The 19,040-nt window shown below is 40.2% G+C and carries 15 protein-coding genes; 9 read left to right on the top strand and 6 right to left on the bottom strand.

Annotated elements, in window-relative coordinates; translation table 11 throughout:
- Positions 1-352: 352 nt before the first annotated feature.
- Both tpiA and BN1356_RS06085 read left to right on the top strand, forming a co-directional pair.
- A complete protein-coding gene (gene tpiA / locus BN1356_RS06090; RefSeq protein ID WP_093650497.1) occupies positions 353-1,105 on the top strand; it encodes a triose-phosphate isomerase in 753 nt (250 codons plus the stop codon).
- Positions 1,106-1,175: 70 nt separating this feature from the next.
- On the top strand, positions 1,176-4,517 hold the full coding sequence (locus BN1356_RS06085) for a GBS Bsp-like repeat-containing protein (RefSeq protein ID WP_093650530.1): 3,342 nt from the start codon (positions 1,176-1,178) through the stop codon (positions 4,515-4,517).
- Between the two features lie 57 nt (positions 4,518-4,574).
- Here BN1356_RS06085 and BN1356_RS06080 read toward each other — a convergent pair whose 3' ends face one another.
- Genes BN1356_RS06080 through BN1356_RS06065 form a run of 4 tightly spaced genes read right to left on the bottom strand, consistent with a single transcriptional unit; the run spans position 4,575 to position 9,133 of the window.
- A complete protein-coding gene (locus BN1356_RS06080) occupies positions 4,575-5,807 on the bottom strand; it encodes an aminoacyltransferase (protein ID WP_093650496.1) in 1,233 nt (410 codons plus the stop codon).
- Positions 5,804-7,021: an aminoacyltransferase gene (locus BN1356_RS06075; protein WP_093650495.1), complete on the bottom strand. Its 1,218-nt coding sequence runs from the start codon at positions 7,019-7,021 to the stop codon at positions 5,804-5,806. The genes BN1356_RS06080 and BN1356_RS06075 overlap by 4 nt, the downstream gene beginning before the upstream one ends.
- Positions 7,021-7,830, bottom strand: a complete 810-nt coding sequence (gene yidA / locus BN1356_RS06070; RefSeq protein WP_093650494.1) for a sugar-phosphatase — start codon at positions 7,828-7,830, stop codon at positions 7,021-7,023. Before yidA ends, BN1356_RS06075 begins: the two co-directional genes overlap by 1 nt.
- Positions 7,820-9,133: an HD domain-containing protein gene (locus tag BN1356_RS06065; protein ID WP_093650493.1), complete on the bottom strand. Its 1,314-nt coding sequence runs from the start codon at positions 9,131-9,133 to the stop codon at positions 7,820-7,822. Before BN1356_RS06065 ends, yidA begins: the two co-directional genes overlap by 11 nt.
- Before the next feature lie 113 nt (positions 9,134-9,246).
- On the opposite strand from BN1356_RS06065, the gene BN1356_RS06060 reads away from it, so the two are divergent.
- On the top strand, positions 9,247-9,633 hold the full coding sequence (locus BN1356_RS06060; RefSeq protein WP_093650492.1) for a YwiB family protein: 387 nt from the start codon (positions 9,247-9,249) through the stop codon (positions 9,631-9,633).
- 288 nt (positions 9,634-9,921) lie between these two features.
- Positions 9,922-12,606, top strand: coding sequence for a cation-translocating P-type ATPase (locus tag BN1356_RS06055; RefSeq protein WP_093650491.1), 2,685 nt, complete (start codon positions 9,922-9,924; stop codon positions 12,604-12,606).
- Positions 12,607-12,650: 44 nt separating this feature from the next.
- On the opposite strand, the gene BN1356_RS06050 is transcribed toward BN1356_RS06055, so the two are convergent.
- Complete coding sequence (locus tag BN1356_RS06050) at positions 12,651-13,907, bottom strand: ISL3 family transposase (RefSeq protein WP_176694242.1); 1,257 nt, start codon at positions 13,905-13,907, stop codon at positions 12,651-12,653.
- Between the two features lie 278 nt (positions 13,908-14,185).
- Here BN1356_RS06050 and BN1356_RS06045 point away from each other — a divergent pair, with 278 nt between their 5' ends.
- Positions 14,186-14,851 (top strand): MIP/aquaporin family protein, encoded by a 666-nt coding sequence (locus BN1356_RS06045; RefSeq protein ID WP_093650489.1) that lies wholly within the window; start codon positions 14,186-14,188, stop codon positions 14,849-14,851.
- A 78-nt stretch (positions 14,852-14,929) separates the two neighbouring features.
- Here BN1356_RS06045 and BN1356_RS06040 read toward each other — a convergent pair whose 3' ends face one another.
- Positions 14,930-15,331, bottom strand: coding sequence for a hypothetical protein (locus BN1356_RS06040; protein WP_093650488.1), 402 nt, complete (start codon positions 15,329-15,331; stop codon positions 14,930-14,932).
- A gap of 97 nt (positions 15,332-15,428) precedes the next feature.
- On the opposite strand from BN1356_RS06040, the gene BN1356_RS06035 reads away from it, so the two are divergent.
- The 4 genes from BN1356_RS06035 (at position 15,429) to prfB (ending at position 19,030) form a co-directional block, all read left to right on the top strand.
- Positions 15,429-16,151 (top strand): glycerophosphodiester phosphodiesterase family protein, encoded by a 723-nt coding sequence (locus tag BN1356_RS06035; RefSeq protein ID WP_093650487.1) that lies wholly within the window; start codon positions 15,429-15,431, stop codon positions 16,149-16,151.
- Positions 16,152-16,218: 67 nt separating this feature from the next.
- Complete coding sequence (locus BN1356_RS06030) at positions 16,219-16,581, top strand: TM2 domain-containing protein (protein WP_093650486.1); 363 nt, start codon at positions 16,219-16,221, stop codon at positions 16,579-16,581.
- Between the two features lie 171 nt (positions 16,582-16,752).
- Positions 16,753-17,874 (top strand): tRNA epoxyqueuosine(34) reductase QueG, encoded by a 1,122-nt coding sequence (gene queG, locus BN1356_RS06025; RefSeq protein WP_093650485.1) that lies wholly within the window; start codon positions 16,753-16,755, stop codon positions 17,872-17,874.
- A 60-nt stretch (positions 17,875-17,934) separates the two neighbouring features.
- Positions 17,935-19,030, top strand: a protein-coding gene (gene prfB / locus BN1356_RS06015) for a peptide chain release factor 2 (RefSeq protein WP_141651829.1) whose coding sequence is annotated in 2 segments (ribosomal slippage) — positions 17,935-18,006 and positions 18,008-19,030 — 1,095 coding nt in all. Because the reading frame shifts where the segments join, the coding sequence is not laid out codon by codon here.
- The last annotated feature ends 10 nt before the right edge of the window (positions 19,031-19,040 follow it).

Here is a 19,040-nt window from a genome sequence, read left to right as displayed (position 1 = left end):
ATTAAGAAGATGAGGTTAGCTATCAGTATGAGTTTTCTTGTCATGATTGGCTTTGCCCTGGCAAAGTTGAAGACTGGAAACCAAGAGCATCTGGCGAGTTGGGTTGTTTAAAAAATCCCTCCACTTACAAGGGCCAAGTGCGCCCTTTTTTCAAGATTAGCTTTGAAATGACTAGTCAAGGTTAGAAAAATACCATTCTGCGGACAAGTTCGCTCTCCATTCTTTTTAAAAATATACGAAATTATGAGAAAAAGGCAACAAGGGGAATGGTTCAGAATAGAATTAACTTTAATATTTCCTGAAAATATGCTACAATAGAGAGCGTAAAATAAATTTAAAAGAGGTAAGTGAAATGTCACGTAAACCAATTATTGCCGGTAACTGGAAGATGAACAAAAATGTTCAAGAAGCTATGGCTTTCGTTGAAGAAGTAAAAGATCAATTGCCATCAACAGATAAAGTGGACGCTGTTATTGGTGCTTCACCATTGCTTTTGAACGGTGTAAAATTCGCAAGTGCTGATAGCAATCTTAAAGTTGCTGCGCAAAACTGTTATTTTGAAGATGCAGGTGCTTTCACTGGTGAAACAAGTCCGAAAGTGTTGGCTGATATGGGAATGGACTATGTTATCATTGGTCACTCAGAACGTCGTGAATACTTCCATGAAACAGATGAAGATATCAACAAAAAAGCGCATGCTATTTTCCGTAACAACATGACTCCAATTATTTGTTGTGGTGAGTCGCTTGAAACTTACGAAGCTGGTAAAGCAGTGGAGTTTGTGGGTGCTCAAGTTTCTGCAGCTTTGAAAGACTTGTCAGCAGAGCAAGTAGCTTCCTTAGTCATCGCATATGAGCCGATCTGGGCTATCGGTACTGGTAAATCAGCTACTTCAGAAGATGCAGAAAACATGTGTAAAGCCGTTCGTGATGTAGTTGTAGCTGACTTCGGTCAAGAAGTCGCAGATAAGGTTCGTGTTCAATACGGTGGTTCTGTAAATCCATCTAATATTGCTGAATACATGGCTTGTCCTGACGTTGATGGTGCTCTCGTTGGTGGTGCCTCACTTGAACCAGCAAGCTTCTTGGCATTGTTGAACTTCTAATCAAATAATAATATGACTAAAAACTTCTAGCCAAAGAGTTAGGAGTTTTTTGGGTATTGGGGAGAAAAAATTGAAACTTAGAAAGTGTATGTACCTAGCTAGCCTATTTGCTAGTCTGATATGTGGTCATATAGTGCAGGCTGATACCATTATTGCTGAGCCAGCATATTTAATTTTACAAGGACAATCTGAGAAAATTGAATCTCATGGGCAGTTTTCTGTTCACTTGGAAGGAGGGCAAGTACAATTGTCTTTTGATCCAAAAGGACAAAATTTTGAAACAGTTCAGATCAAGATTTGGACACTGAACGATCGATCTGATTTGCTGGAATTGCCTTTGGAGTTGGATAAGCATGGTCAATTTGCAGCAGTTTTTCATCCAGCAACACCTTCTATAAGCAAGAAATATTTTCTTGAAGTAGAAGCCTTGGATCAGAATCAATCCATCTATGAATTAAAGAACTATACTTTTGATTGGCAGCTTGATCCCACTTCAGTAAGCCCTCAAATATCTGAAGCAGAAACAAGGAATTCTGTAACAACTAGTGAAACTAGCTCTACAGTAGATACAGTATCTGAGACACCAGCAAAGGAATCTAGTGCAGTCACTGCTATAGCTGAAGCAGCTAGTGGAAATTTGACCATTCAAAATCAGAATTTGCTTGCAGGCACCTTTGATATTATTATTTCTAATCTATCAAGTTCTACAGGTATCCGTTCTGTAAGGGTACCTGTTTGGACAGAAGAAAATGGTCAAGATGATCTCCAGTGGTATAATGCTGAACGTCAGCTATATGGAAGCTACAGGGTAAGTATTGATAAGAAAAACCATAAAAATGGTAGAGGAAGTTATCAAATTCACCTGTATTATGTAGATAATGCCAATAAAACTATCGGTGTTGCCTCCACACAGACAACTTTATCCACCACTGGGAAATTATCTATCAGAAATGTCAATTATAGTGCAGGAACCTTTGATGTTGTCATTGAAGAGGTGCTTAGTCCGAATAGTATCCAGTCAGTAAGAGTACCGGTTTGGACTAGTCAAGATGGACAAGATGATATTCGCTGGTATACCGCAAATCAACAGGCTGATGGTAGCTACAAAGTAACTGTTGATAAGAAAAATCACAAAAATGGTAGTGGTGAGTATAATGTTCATCTCTATTATGACTTTAATAATGCACCGACACAGGGAATTGCTGCAACTAAAACCAGCCTTTCTCCTCCGACCAGTGGAACGATCAGTGTCAGTAATCTTGACCTTAGCAAGGGAAGTTTCGATTTAACCATTAGTAATGTGAATGGTGCTAAACCTCTCAAGGCCATAAAAGTTCCAGTTTGGACTGAAGAAAAGGGACAAGACGATCTTAAATGGTATAATGCCCAATACCAATCCGATGGAAGCTATAAAGTCACTGTTCAAAGTGCTAATCACAAGAATGGTCTGGGAGTCTATCAGGCGCATCTTTATTACCAATATAGTGACGGTAGTATGGAAGGAATTGGAACAACTAGTACTAGCTTATCTCCCCAAGGAAAGATAGAAGTAGCCAATCTCAATCATCAGGCTGGAAGTTTTGACTTGGTTGTTTCAAATGTTTCCGACAGTATAGGTATTGACTCTATTAAGGTTCCAGTTTGGACGGAAGCTGGTGGTCAGGATGATATCCGCTGGTATACAGCAAGCAAACAGAGCAATGGAACTTACAAAGTTAGGATAGAGAAAAGCAATCACAAAAATGAATCAGGAGTCTACCATGCTCACCTTTATTATGAAATGTCAAATGGACAAATGATTGGAGTGACCACGGCTAATACACGCTTGCTTAATCAATCTGAAGCAAAACTATCCATTGAAAATATAGATCGCCAAGCTGGTACGTTCGAAGTGCTCATTTCGCAAGTAATTTTTACTTCAGAAATCCAATCTGTCCGGGTTCCAGTTTGGACAGAGACTGGTGGACAAGATGATATTCAGTGGTATGAAGCGACAAGACAAAATGATGGAAGCTACCGTGTAAAGATTGATAGTAAAAATCATAAAAATGGTCGTGGGAACTATCAAGTTCATCTCTATTTTAACTATAAAAATGGAAAATCTGAAGGGATTAGGACCACTCAAGCGACCTTGCCAGAAGCATTACCTGCTGCAACAATGTCCATCACAAATCAAAACAGCCAGACGGGAAGCTTTGATGTCATTATTAACAATATCACGGCACCAAAGGGCTTGCAGTCTCTACAAATTCCGGTCTGGTCTGATAAGGATGGGCAAGACGACATTCAATGGTATACAGCTACTAAGCAAGTTGATGGAAGTTATAAGGTATCCGTTGAAGCGAAAAACCATAAGTATGATGAGGGGACCTATCATATACACCTCTACCTTAGACAGGATGATGGAAGTTCGGTGGGTCTAGCTCAAACTAGAAGCAATGTCACTTTTTCTAGAAAAAACGTATCGGCAAGGATTTCTATTCAAAATATTGATAACACCTATGGCTATTTTGATGTTGCTGTCTCTGATGTTTTTGCTCCAGCTGGTGTAAGCAAGGTTCAAGTCCCAGTTTGGTCTGAGGTTAATGGTCAAAATGATATCATCTGGTATGAAGCATACCGGCAAGCAAATGGAAATTACCATGTGACAGTTCGCTTGGGAAATCACCGTTACGAAACAGGTACCTACCATGCTCACGCTTATATTGAGAGCAATGGACAAACCTATGGTGTTGGAGCAACAAATGCGAATGTGAACTTCAGCAAAAAATCTGGTCAAGCCTTTGTTGATGTTAGTAGTCATAATGGTTATTTATCGGTTGCTGACTATAATGCTTTGAAGGTTCAGGGATTGTCAGGTGTTGTTGTGAAATTGACAGAAGGAACAAGTTATTTCAATCCGCTTGCTCTAGATCAAATAAAAAATGCTCAAGCAGCTGACCTTAAAGTATCTGTCTATCATTATTCACACTTCACCTCAGTAGCTACGGCTCAAGCTGAAGCACGCTACTTTGTAGCAGCGGCTAAGAGATTGGGTTTGCCTAATTCTATCCTCATGATTAATGATATTGAAGAAGAAAAGAGTCGCATCAATGTCAATGCCAACATGCAAGCTTGGGAAACAGAGATGAAAGGCCTTGGCTATCAAAATCTCATGCATTATGCTGGTGCTAGTTGGATTGATGTCAATGGATTAGGATATGCTGGACCAATCCAAACAAGCAATTTTGGTATCAGTAATTTCTGGATAGCTCAGTATCCCTATATCAATGGAATGCCTACGGATCAAGCACGCAGAATGGCTATGCATATTTCAGCTGCAGCTTGGCAGTTTACTTCTAGAGCAAATCTTCTGCGAGACCGACCTTTCTTTGATATGAACATTGATTATACTGGAAGATTTACTCAATAAGATTTTCTTAGACAATAAAAAAGATTGAAATGATGATTCATTCAATCTTTTTTTAATTCATCTTCCCAGGATTTTTTTGATTCCTTGAAGAACTTTGAACTTAAGTGGCTTTGGGTAGTAGCGGAAGTTTCCCATTTTGCGGACAATATAACCGTTAAAGTTTTGCTTAAAGCGTAGAACGCCGTCGGAACCGTCAAAGATACCTTGGACGCCTAGGAAATTGTAAAATGGAATCTTCAAATCGAGGGCCTTGCGCATAGCATACTCTTGGAGGGCAACAGGTGCATAAAATTTATTAAATTCTGGTAGAGATCCGCTGAAGAGGTAGACCATTTCAGCTGGTGTATAGATAAATAGACTGGCTGCCAAATCAATATCTTCTTTACCATATTGCATCATCCATTCCATAGCTTCAGTCAAACGAACATGGAATGTCTCGATTTGGCTGGAGATTTCTCGGTATTCATTTTGTTTCTTGCGAGAATTGGGATTGTTATCCAAATCAGCTTGAATGCCTGCTAATTTTTCTTTGAGTTTTGCTTTTCCAGCTAGTAGATTGTCATGGTAGACCTGGAAGTTGATGCTGGCTATGAGAAAATCAGCTTTTTCGCCAAAAGAATCAAAGAAATCTTCATAATAAGCAAGAGGTTTGTCCTGATATTCTCTTCGATCAGAAGTGGCAGCGGTGATTTTACTGAAACGGTCCAATTGATTACGTTTAAGGCGCTCAATCTTGATGCCAAAACTATTGGTCTTCTTGACCAACGGTTTCCCTTTTTTACTGAAGGAGGCAATCAAATTTTCCTGTTGTAAATCACTTAAGTCTTTGACATAATGCCAATCAGGCTCGCCACCTGGGTAACCGGTTTGCAATCCGTCAAATTGAAAGCCAAGGTTTGTCAGTTGATCAATCAGCTCTTTTCTTTCTGGACTACTTGCCTTTCCTTGGCTATCGAAGGTTTGATAGGTTTGGTAGGGTTTGAGGATGAGTTGGAGAGCACCATTATCTTTAGCGAATCTTTGGATTTCCTTATAAAATTCTGTCACAAAAGCTTCATCAGCGATGACTGGACCGGAATTGATTTCCATGTGGAGGCCACCAGTCATGGGAATACTATAGAGTAGACCGGCAACCTTCACCTGCCCATTTTTGATTAGCCCCATGGGACGTACAGTCATCTTTTTCTTTTCTAAAAGGATAGCCATTTCCTTGCTTTGTAGAAAAGAGTAGTCTGACTGCTGCTCGATAAAGTCTTGGTAGTCACCTAAACTTAATTGTTTTAAGGTCATTTGCGTTTACTCCTCAATTTTTTGCGGATGGTATAGGCAAGATTAGATAGTTTATAAAGCGGGCTGACTGGTAGGTTAAACTCCCCAATCATTTCTTCAATTTCAGGTTTGAATTTTGACTTGAAGTTATAGAGACCACCAGATAAGTCGTTTTCGACTCCGCCCATATTTTGCCAGTGATTTCCTTTTTCAAAAGCATGATTCGCTGTTTCAAACCAGGTATAGATGGCAGCTTGATAGCGTCGATAGGTCTCGTCCATTCCTGCATAAATGTTTTCAGAAGTGCCCCCAAACTCAAGAGTTAGAGTACCGGAAAGAGCGACTCGTTCTTTCCCTTTGGTCAATTCATCCTTGAGGAAAAAAATCTCATCAGTCAAGCGTTCGATTTCTTTTTTTGTGTTATCAATTTTAGTCGGTTTGGTGGTTTCTGGGTAGTTGGCTAGGGCCATCTGAGCAGCTTCCAATTCCTTTTCCAAATCATCTAGGCGTAATTTTAAATTAAGTGTCGTCAAGGTGATGTAGGATTGTCCTGGATAAGAATCCAGCAGTTTGCGATAGTAGTCAATGCCTCGGAGGTGGATAGACTTGCGGTCCTCTGTTTTCTTCATCAAATCGGAGAAGTCGGCTAGTAATTCATGGGCACCAAAACGCACCTCAACTCCTTTGTTTTTAGCTGTTCGGATGGACTGCCGGATTTTTTTAGAAAGATTGGCTTCTGAAAAATCCTTGGCATAGATATTGGCTTGAAAACGCGGTTGGATATTTTCAGCCATATCAGTTGTGCGACCTACCCACTCGCAACCTGCATCTTGCAAGTTGCGGATAATGGTTTCTGCTTCAGGATTTTGAACAGCTTCTTGGTCAATTTGGTGATGACCAAAGAGAATGAAAGGATCAAATTTGATAAAGAGAGCCTTTTTGGTTTTGGCCATTTTTTTGATACTGGTGAGAACAAAAGCAACCAAGTTCTTGTCCAGATAATCCATGACAGGTCCACGAGGGATATAGAACATGGTCATACCCAAGGGAAGTGGTCGAATTAGGATGGATGCAACAGCAAGCAATTCTTTTTCGTCATAGAAACCGACTCGGATATTTCCCCAATCATCTTTGACCTTGGCCCAAGAACTGCTTTGGAGTAGATTGGTTTGCTGGCTCTGAAGGACAAAAGCATCATGCTCTTCAGCAGAAATTCCAGTTTTGTAAGAATACATTAGTCTAATACCCACTCTCTAATGGCATAGGCAACACCGCTCTCTTGGTTTGACTTGGTGATGTACTTGGCCATTTTTTTCAATTCTGGCGTGCCATTTTCCATCACAACAGGATTTTCTACCATTTCCAGCATAGAGCGATCATTTTCTTGATCTCCGATGGCCATGGTTTGATCCAAAGTTAGCCCTAGATAATCGGCTAAGTACTTGATTGCCTTACCTTTGCTAGCAGTTTTGGGACAGATTTCAAGATAAAAAGGTGCTGACTTAGAGATGTTATATTTGTCGAAGAAGGCTTGCGGAATCTGCTTGATTTTTTGGTCTAACAGTTCAGGCTCATCTACCATCATGATTTTAACAATTTCTTCATCTGCCATTTCTTCTGGAGTCCGATAAAATACAGGAGAATCCACTAGCATGGCCTCATGAATCGTATATTTGCCTATGTTGCGGTTGGCGGTGTACATGCCTTTCTTAGTACTGGCGTGCATAGGGAGACCAAGTTTACGCGATAGCAATTCAATGTCCAAGTAATCATCATAGGTCAAGGTTTCTTTGACGACATCTTCTTTGGTAGCAGCATCCTGTACTAGGCCACCATTAAAGGTGATGACATAATCACCGGGATCCGTTAGTTTCAAATCTTTCAAGATTTGCTGAACCCCTGTAATGGGACGGCCTGTAGCAATGACGATTTTAATGCCAGCTTTTTTGGCGTCTTGAACTGCATCAAAAACTTCAGTGGTAATTTCTCTTTTATCGGTTAATAGGGTGCCGTCCAAATCGACAGCGACAAGTTTAATGCTCATGTTTTTCTCCTGGATTAAAGTGGTCATTGTGAATATTGCTTAAAAAAGTTTCATTGTAGGCTGCAAAAATTCCTGTTTCTTCCAGTAATTCTTTCGGGAAGTAGAAGCGGCTATCTCCATGAATAGTTCCTGAAAGAGAAGCTACAATAGGAGATAATTGGGATAATTCAATAAGAGAATTATCCTTGCAAAGGATTTCAATCTGGGTTCTTTTTTTAGTGGATTCAGGACGATAGACATCATAGGGAAGGTCAAAGTTATGGTGAATTGCTGTATAATACTCTGGGTCAAAGCCAACTTCAGCCACGATATTACGGAGAATATCCAATTGTGTCTCATCTTCTGCTGAAAAGGTAATAGATTTGAAGACCTTGCGGTTGATGTAGCGCTGAGCCAAGTCAGACAAGGTTCTATCTGGTCCATCAATCCAGCTTTGAAAATAGGTATTCATGACTCCATCATCCAAGGCCAGATAATCTGCCAAGTTGAAACGATGCTCAAAGAAAGGAAGAAGTCTGGGTGAAGATTTAGCGAAAAATTCTTTTTCTCCAGCATAGAGCACTTTGGCTCGATTGAGGAGATTTTGCAAGAGGACTTCCATGGAACGACTAGCTGGGTGGAAGTAGACTTGCATATACATTTGATAACGACTAACCACATAATCTTCGACAGCATGCATACCAGATTCAAGGAATGCAATACCGCTATCGGTCGGGCGGATGACCCGCAAAATACGGGTCAAATCAAACTGCCCATAATTGGTACCTGTAAAATAAGAATCCCTCAGAAGATAATCCATTCGATCCACATCAATCTGACTAGAAATCAATTGAACAACCTGTTTATTGGGATAAGTATGACGGATGACATTGGCAACTTTGTCTGGAAAATCAGGAGCAACCTGTTTTAGAAGAGCATTGACCTCTGTTTCAGGGTTGGTCAAAATTTCACAAGTCATTTCTTCGTGATCAGTATCAAAAAGCCGCTCAAAAGTATGAGAATAAGCCCCGTGACCGATATCGTGCAGGAGGGCAGCTACCATGGTCAGAAGGGATTCTTCCTTGTTCCACTTGTCAGGATACTTTTCCTCAAAACTCTTCGTGATTCGTCTGGCAATCTCGTAGGCACCAAGACAATGCGAAAAGCGGCTATGCTCGCCACCATGAAAGGTATAGGAAGTTGTTCCCAATTGCTTGATGCGGCGTAGTCGCTGAAATTCTTTGCTATTGATAAGTTTATAAATCACTTCATGGTTAACATGAATATAGTTGTGAACTGGGTCACGAAATACTTTTTCAATCATTCTACTATTATAGCAAATATTAGAAAAAAATGAAAAGATTGGAAAGCCTGCGGTTTTACGAAATGGGATTTTTAGCATATAATAGATCTAAGAAGCAAAACAGAAAGTTCAAGATGAAAATTAGTTTACGCAATAAAATAACCTTAGATGGACAAATAGAAGTGTTAGACCAAGAATATCCAGTAGAGCTGGTAGAAAAAAAAGATCAACTCTATCTAATCTTTCACAATGAGGAAAAAGAAAAGACAATCATCAAGTGTGATGAGACCGAATTAGTCATGACTCGTTTTTCAAGTCCAAAGTCCATTATGCGCTTTAGGGAGAAGAAAGATGCTGTGGTGATTCTCCATACACCCCTAGGTATGCAACACTTTGTGACAGACACTAAGTATTTTCTTCTTGATAGAGACCAGCAAAGCCTTACTTTACATTATGACCTTAAACAGTTAGAGGGAGATGGGATTTTTGCATCCTATCAGATGGAGATCGGTTGGGGTTAGGTCGTTCCAAAAAAACGTTTTCAAGGTGTTTACTTCTTGAAAAAATCTCTCAATTTGATATAATTTAAAGTAAATCGAGGGAGTAGCTAGTAATTTTTAAATTGATTTCTTCATATGGGCTGATTTTCACGTTTAAAAATCAGCGATCTTGTGATAGAAGCTTTTAAAAATTGCGTTTATGTCGTCATTACGAAATCTAGAATTTCCGGCATAATCTTAAACAGCGAGACTTGTTTTTTAAAAAAACAAGTCTCTTTTTTGTGAAAAAGAGACTAGGAGGAGCTTATTTTGTCGAAAGAACAAAAAAAGGAATTGTATTATACACAGGCCAAGGATCAGGTCTTATCTAGCTTGGAAACAAGCCAAGATGGTTTGACCAAGGCACAAGCCAACGAACGTCTAGCAACATATGGACGTAATGAATTGGATGAAGGTGAAAAACGTAGCCTATTTATGAAATTCCTTGATCAGTTTAAGGATTTGATGATTATCATCCTCTTAGTGGCAGCAGCCCTTTCTGTTATTACAGAAGGCATGCATGGATTGACCGATGCCATTATCATCTTGGCAGTCGTTGTACTCAATGCGGCCTTTGGTGTATACCAAGAGGGACAAGCTGAAGCGGCTATCGATGCCCTTAAGTCTATGTCTAGTCCATTGGCGCGTGTGCGTCGTGATGGTCATGTTATTGAAGTTGATTCAAAGGAATTGGTTCCTGGTGATATCGTTCTTTTGGAAGCGGGTGACGTGGTTCCTGCTGATATGCGTCTCTTACAAGCAGCCTCTTTGAAAATCGAAGAAGCAGCTTTGACTGGTGAGTCTGTGCCAGTTGAAAAAGACTTGCATGTGCAAGTAGCAGCTGATGCCGGTATCGGTGACCGTGTCAACATGGCCTACCAAAACTCAAATGTTACATACGGACGTGGTACAGGTGTTGTGACCAATACAGGTATGTATACAGAAGTTGGACACATCGCAGGAATGCTTGCAAATGCGGATGAAACAGATACACCGCTTAAGCAAAACTTACACCAATTATCTAAAATTTTGACCTACGCAGTCCTTGCGGTTGCTGCGATTACCTTTGCGGTGGGAGTTTTCCTACGTGGTCAAGCACCTATTCAGGGTCTAATGACTTCTGTGGCCCTGGCTGTTGCGGCTATCCCAGAAGGCTTGCCAGCTATTGTAACTGTTGTGCTGTCACTTGGTACACAGGTCTTGGCAAAGCGGAACTCTATCGTTCGTAAATTGCCAGCGGTTGAAACGCTTGGTTCAACGGAGATTATCGCATCTGATAAAACTGGTACCTTGACCATGAACCAAATGACAGTTGAAAAAATCTATACCAACGGTCAATTGATTTCATCTGGTGCTGATATTGACATGACCAACAACACGCTTCGTGTCATGAACTTTGCTAATGATACAAAAATCGGTCCAGATGATAAGCTGATTGGGGACCCAACAGAAACAGCCCTTGTTCAATATGGATTGGATCACACCTTTGATGTTCGTGAAGTTCTTCTTGCTGAACCACGTGTAGCAGAGTTGCCATTTGACTCAGATCGTAAGCTTATGTCTACCATTCATAAACAAGCGGATGGCAATTTCTTCGTGGCTGTAAAAGGTGCTCCAGACCAGTTGCTGAAACGAGTGACTCAAATGGAAGAAAATGGGACTGTTCGTCCAATTACCGATGCGGATCGTAAGGCTATTCTTGGTACCAATAAGGAACTCGCTAAACAAGCCCTTCGCGTCCTTATGATGGCTTACAAATACACGGATGCGATCCCAACTTTGGAAACTGAAATCGTTGAAGCAGACCTTGTCTTTGCAGGTTTGGTTGGTATGATTGACCCGGAACGTCCGGAAGCAGCAGAAGCAGTTCGTGTTGCCAAGGAAGCTGGAATCCGTCCCATCATGATTACCGGTGACCACCAAGACACGGCTGAAGCGATTGCTAAACGCTTGGGCATCATTGACGAAGGTGATACAGAGGACCACGTCTTCACTGGTGCAGAACTTAATGAGTTGACAGATGAAGAATTCCAAAAAGTCTTCAAACAATATTCTGTATATGCCCGTGTATCACCTGAACACAAGGTGCGTATCGTAAAAGCTTGGCAAAATGACGGTAAAGTTGTTGCCATGACGGGTGATGGTGTCAATGATGCTCCATCCCTCAAGACCGCAGATATCGGTATCGGTATGGGGATTACAGGTACAGAAGTGTCGAAAGGCGCATCGGATATGGTTCTGGCAGATGACAACTTTGCAACCATTATCGTTGCGGTTGAAGAAGGTCGTAAAGTCTTCTCAAATATCCAGAAAACCATCCAGTATTTACTTTCAGCCAACATGGCCGAAGTATTTACCATCTTCTTAGCAACACTCTTTGGTTGGGATGTACTTCAGCCAGTTCATCTCTTATGGATCAACTTGGTAACCGATACACTTCCAGCTATCGCACTTGGTGTAGAACCTGCTGAACCAGGTGTTATGAAAAACAAACCTCGTGGTCGTAAATCAAGTTTCTTCGACGGTGGTGTTATGGAAGCTATTCTCTATCAAGGTGCTTTCCAAACAATCTTGGTATTGGGTGTTTACGGATTTGCCCTCATGTTCCCAGAGCATACAGGCTATGATTTAGTCCATGCAGATGCCCTAACGATGGCTTATGTCACTCTTGGTTTGATTCAATTGGTTCATGCCTTTAATGTTAAGTCGGTTTACCAATCCATCTTCAAAGTTGGTCTCTTCAAAAATCGTCTCTTCAATATGTCTATCCCCATTGCTTTCGTGCTCTTAATGTCGACAATTGTTATTCCTGGTTTCAATAACTTCTTCCATGTGACCGTATTGTCACCAACTCAATGGTTGGTTGTTGTCATCGGAAGTCTCCTTATGGTCGTCTTAGTTGAAGTAGTGAAAGCTGTTCAACGAGCGCTTGGGCATGATAAAAAAGCGATTTAAATCATTTTTAGGCTCTTTGTCAACTGTAGTGGGTTGCTGAAAAGTCATAACCTGGAGAGGACCAACTTGGTTCTCTTCTTTTTGATGTTCAAAGCGATGAGAATTCTTAATTTAAAGTTGTCAAAGTTCCGGAAACCAAAGGCATTACGCTTAATGACTTTGATGAGGTTGTTAGTAGCGTCTAGTTTGGCGTTTGAATAGGGGAGTTCTAATGCGTTAATGATCTTGTCCTTATCCTTCAAAAAGGTTTTAAAAATAGTTTGAAAGATGGGATTTACGCTGGGAAGCAGCTCCTCAATGAGGTCAAAGAAATGTTCAGCTTGCTTCTTTTGAAAATGAAAAAGCAATAGTTGGTAAAGTTCATAGTGTTCTCGAAGTTCCTGCGAGTAAGAAAGTAGTTTTTTAAGAATCTCTTTGTTGGTTAAATGCATCCGAAAAGTAGGGCGATAAAAGCGTTTATCGCTGAGTTTACTTCTATCCTGTTGAATGAGTTTCCAGTAGCTTTTTAGCGCCTTGTATTCATGAGATTTTCTGTCAAACTGCTTCATGATTTGGATGCGCAGATGGTTCATGGCCCGACTCATATGTTGGACGATATGAAAGCGATCGAGGACAATTTTAGCGTTTGGAAATAATTTTTTAGCGATATCGTAGTAAGGACTAAACATGTCCATAGTGATGACTTTGACTCGGTTTCTCACCTGTCTGGAATAGCGGAGGAAGTGATTGCGAATGGTCGTTTGTGTTCGTCCATCTAGAATAGCTAAGATAGTAAGCGAGTCAAAATCTTGTGCGATGAAGCTCATTTTGCCCTTCTTGAAACTATATTCATCCCAGCTCATGTGAGCTGGGAGCCAAGTTAGGTCAGTCTTGAATTGGAACTCCTTGAGTTTGCGAATGACTGTTGAAGTGGATACGGCCAAGCATTCAGCGATGTCTGTCATAGAAGCTTTCTCAATCAGCTTTTGAGCAATCTTATGGTTAACAATAGCTGGTATTTGATGATTCTTCTTGACCAGAGAAGTTTCTGCGACAGCTATTTTTCCGCAATCCTGACAACGAAAACGACGTTTCCTTAAACGAATTAAGGTCTTATATCCAGCACATTCCAGATAGGGGATTTTAGATTCTTTTTGGAGGTCATATTTAGCCATCTGACCATGACAGTTGTGGCATTTAGGAGCCGGATAGTCAAGTTTAGCGATGACTTCTTTATGAGTTCCAGCGTCCACATAATCTGAAATGGTGATATTAGGGTCTTTTATTCCAAGTAAGTTTGTGATAAAATCAAATTGTTCCATATGAGTCTTTCTAAAATGATGGTTTTGTCGCTTTTCATTATAGGTCATATGGGACTTTTTGTATACACTCAAAAAGGCTCCATAACCTCCATAGTGGTCTGACCCACTACAGAAATTATAGAGCCCATTTTTATGGTTAAAAACTGTCAAAAGATATTTGGCAGTTTTTAATTTTATGAAAAATATATGAAAACAATCAGAAAATTTGCTATTATTCTTGAATATGTCTATAATGACAGTATAGAAAAATATTATGGTTTCAAGGAAGGTGGATTTTTATGAAAAAATTCTTTGCAGAGGCAATCGGTACATTTATTCTTGTATTTGTTGGTACAGGAACTGTTGTTTTTGGGAATGGTGTTGAAGGTGTCGGTCACCTCGGGATTGCACTTGCTTTTGGTTTATCCATTGTAGCAGCAGCATATTCAATCGGTGCTGTTTCAGGTGCTCACTTAAACCCAGCAGTCTCAATCGCTATGTTTGTCAACAAACGTATGGATGGTAAGGAGCTTGCTACCTATATTGCAGCTCAATTAGCGGGTGCTTTTCTAGCGACGGCCACCCTCTTCTTCTTAGCATCAAATGCTGGGTTAGATACAGCCAGTCTTGGTGAGAACGGATTCTCAACGGTTAATGTCGCAGGTGCTTTCATCTTTGAAGCAATCGCATCATTTATCTTTATTTTGACAATCCTAACTGTTACATCAGAAAGCAAGGGCAATGGCAAAATTGCTGGCCTTGTTATCGGTTTGACTTTGACACTGATGATTTTGCTGGGGCTCAACGTAACAGGTCTTTCTGTCAATCCAGCTCGTAGTTTGGCTCCAGCAGTATTTGTTGGTGGTCAAGCACTCAGTCAAGTTTGGGTCTTTGTCTTTGCTCCAATTTTAGGTGGTTTATTGGCTGCCCTTGTTGGTAAGAACCTTATTGGTACAGAAGAGTAACTAGTAATAAAAAATCAGATTCCAGTGAATCTGATTTTTTTGAGTTTTAAGAGTTCGTTTATCTTAGGCAAACTACTACTAACAAAATTCTTTAATCTTGATCCTAGGAGCCAGCATAGGTTTGAAGCAATAGCGGGGCAAAAAGAATTGAGCTACTAGGAGTAAGGTCATATAAATAATAAGTAAAATCCATTTGATCAAGACAATTTTGATGAAGATACTAATGATAAAAAGGCTAATGGCTGTTAAGCAAGCCCACTGAAAAAGAGGATTGGTACAGAGAATGTATTTTTGATGATCACTGACTAAGATTGTCGATTTAGGATCCCCCTTAATCGATAAGTGGATAGGATAACTAGGTAAATCAAAGGTCACAGTTTGATTGTTGGCAATCTTAGCTGCTTCGTCCTCTTTCACTATTAGTTTCAGTTGTCCCCAAGGACCGAATATTCCTGTCTTTCGTAAAATAGTCACAGCCATAATATCACCTCTCAAACTTATTATATCATAGGAAGGGGCTAGTGAATCTTTCCATTTTAAAAAAATATGATAAAATATGAAAACTAGGAGAAGAAACATGACACAAATAATTGCTCATAGAGGGAGCTCTGTTAACAGACCAGAAAATACACTTGCATCCTTTGACGAAGCTCTGCGTGTTGGAGCTGATGGCATTGAATTAGATGTTCAACAGACTAAGGATGGTCACTTAGTGGTTATCCATGATGTGACAGTGGATAGAACAACAGATGGAAGTGGATATATCAAGAATTTGACTCTAGCTCAATTAAAGGAACTGGATGCTGGAACTTGGTTTGATAAGTCTTTTATGGGAGAGAGGATTCCTAGTCTCAGTGAAGTTTTTGAGCTTTTGGAAGACAGGCATTTTCGAGGAATCTTAAATATCGAGCTCAAAATGAAGAAGTTTGCTTATAGAGGTATGGAGAAAAAAGTGCTTGCCTTGGTCAAGAAGAAAAGCTGGCCATTTGAAATAATGTACTCATCCTTCAGTTTGTGTTCACTATATCGCATGCACCGCTTGGATAAAAAGGCTGAAATAGCATACTTGGTCAAGGAAATGAAACTCTTGATTTTACTGGGGAGGTTACTACCTTGGATTAAGACCTTGCATTTGTCTCATAAGTGGTATTTTAAAAATAAATATGCTTCTAAGAAAGCTTTGCGTCTATGGACTGTGAATAATGAGAAGTTAATGAGCGAAATTTTTAAAAGAGACTTACCTGCTATCATTACGGACAAGCCAGAAATAGCGAAAGCAGTGCGAGATCGAGTAGTCTAGGCCTAGGCCAGCCTTTACAAAAATGGTAGAACTGTGTATAATAAAAAAGTAGTCAAAGGAGAAAAAGATGTCCGTATTTTCAGATGCCTATTTAGCTGCCAATGCTGATAATTTACCACCAGAAGCTATTCCCATGCTTCGTCAACGCCTAGATGCTTTGACAGAAAATCAAAAGGCTTATGTTCTTGCTGCAAATTTAAAAAGTCCGACTACTGCCTTAATTTTTTCAATTTTCTTAGGTCATTTTGGTGTGGATCGTTTCTATATCGGACATATTGGTTTGGGAGTGGCTAAACTTTTTTTATCTTGGATGACTCTGGGGATTTGGCCATTTATTGATTGGTTCTTGATTATGGGAACTACTCGTCAGGTCAATCTCGAAACTCTCAACAATTCTATCAATGCAGCTACAATGTTTCAAACTTATTGAGTCTAAAAAATTTTAAATTGTAAAAAAAATGTAATAAGAAGAGGGATTCGTTACGTAACTGTAACCCAAGCTCCTCTCTTTTTTGTTATAATACTAAAATGCCTTACTATAGATATCTTATCAATGTTCAAGACCATTGATTTTTAAAGCATTTTTGTTAGAATAAAAGAGATGAATCTAAAGGAAAAAATTATTCAAGTGTCTCAAGAAATTGGGATTTCAAAAATTGGTTTTACTACAGCAGATGATTTTGCATATTTGGAAAAATCATTGCGCGCAGGAGTGGAAGAAGGTCGTACAACAGGCTTTGAGCATAAAAATATCGAAGAGCGCATTGATCCCAAGTTCAGTTTGGCATCAGCTAAGACCATTATCTCTATTGCCATTGCTTACCCCAGGAGACTTCCACAGAAACCGCAAAAGACCCAGTACCGTCGTGGGAAAATAACGCCTAATTCTTGGGGGTTGGATTACCACTACATTGTTCAGGATAAGTTGGAGCGGTTGGCTCGAGCGATAGAGGAGCTGACAGCTGATTTTGAATACAAGGGGATGGTGGATACAGGAGCCTTGGTGGATACAGCAGTGGCAAGGCGAGCTGGCATCGGTTTTATTGGAAAAAATGGTCTGGTCATCTCCAAAGAATTTGGCTCCTACATGTTTTTGGGCGAGTTGGTAACCAATTTGGTGATTGAAGCGGATAGTCCCGTTGACTATGATTGTGGGGACTGTAACCGTTGTGTCACTGCTTGTCCGACCTCCTGTTTGTTGGGTGACTCGACTATGGACGCCAGACGTTGCTTATCCTTTCAAACTCAGGATAAGGGGATGATGGACTTAGAATTTCGAAAAAAGATGAAAACGGTCATTTATGGCTGTGACGTCTGCCAGATTTGTTGTCCCTATAACAAAGGTATTGACAGTCCACCAGTGGTAGCGATTGATCCGGATTTAGCTCAGCCAGAGCTATTGCCTTTTTTGGAATTATCTAATGGTCAGTTTAAGGAAAAGTTTGGTATGATTGCAGGTTCTTGGAGAGGAAAAAACATTCTACAAAGAAATGCCATCATTGCTCTGGCCAATGCCCATGACCGTTCAGCTATTCCTAAGTTGCTGGAAATCATCGACAAGATGCAAAATCCCATCCATGCAGCGACTGCTATCTGGGCGCTCGGTCAATTGATAAAAGAGCCGGATGAAGGTATGGTTTCCTTTGTCCAAGAGATTAAAAGTGACCATCCAGAAGTCCTAGCTGAACAAGCAGCATTTTTGAAAATAGCCAAAGGGCTCTAAATGTGATAAAATAGATAAGCTAAGGCCGTTTTCTGCGGTCAAAAAGAGAATGAGGTGTATATGGATACAGCAGAAATTCGACAAAAAATCGAAGAACTTGAAGCCAAATTGAACTCATTCAGGGGGTCTCTTTGACTTAGATAGTCTGGAAGAAGAGATTGCCATCTTAGAAAATAAGATGACCGAACCTGATTTTTGGAATGATAATATTGCGGCTCAAAAAACATCACAAGAACTTAATGAATTGAAGAATACCTACAATAATTTCCATCTTATGATTGATTTGTTGGAAGAATCTGAAATTCTAAAAGATTTCTTAGCCGAAGATGAATCCGTTCGTGAAGAATTGGTTGAAAAACTTGCAGAATTAGATAAACTGATGACAAGCTACGAGATGACGCTTCTCTTATCAGAACCCTATGACCATAACAATGCCATCCTGGAAATCCATCCAGGTTCTGGTGGAACAGAGGCTCAAGATTGGGGCGAGATGCTCATGCGGATGTATATGCGCTATGGTAATGCCAAGGGTTATAAGGTTGAAACCCTGGATTACCAAGCAGGAGATGAAGCTGGAATTAAGTCTGTAACGCTCTCTTTTGAAGGTCCGAATGCATATGGATTTCTTAAATCAGAAATGGGCGTTCATCGCTTGGTTCGCATATCTCCATTTGACTCTGCCAAACGTCGCCATACTTCTTTTACATCTATCGAAGTTATGCCGGAATTAGATGATACCATTGAAGTGGATATTCGTGAAGACGACATTAAAATGGATACCTTCCGTTCGGGTGGTGCCGGTGGTCAGAACGTTAACAAGGTTTCGACAGGTGTTCGCTTGACCCATATTCCAACTGGAATCGTTGTTGCATCAACGGTTGACCGAACTCAGTATGGCAACCGTGATCGAGCAATGAAGATGCTTCAAGCCAAGCTCTATCAAATGGAACAAGAAAAGAAAGCAGCGGAAGTCGATGCCCTTAAGGGAGACAAACGGGAAATTACCTGGGGAAGTCAAATTCGATCCTATGTCTTTACACCTTATACCATGGTTAAAGATCACAGGACTAACTTTGAAGTAGCCCAAGTAGATAAGGTGATGGACGGAGATATCGACGGCTTTATTGATGCCTACTTGAAATGGCGGATTCGCTAATCTGAAGAAA

This window comes from Streptococcus varani, from assembly GCF_001375655.1.
GTDB classification, from domain to species: Bacteria; Bacillota; Bacilli; order Lactobacillales; family Streptococcaceae; genus Streptococcus; species Streptococcus varani.
Note: the sequence above shows the minus strand (reverse complement) of the source record. Positions and strands in the feature narration are given on the sequence as shown.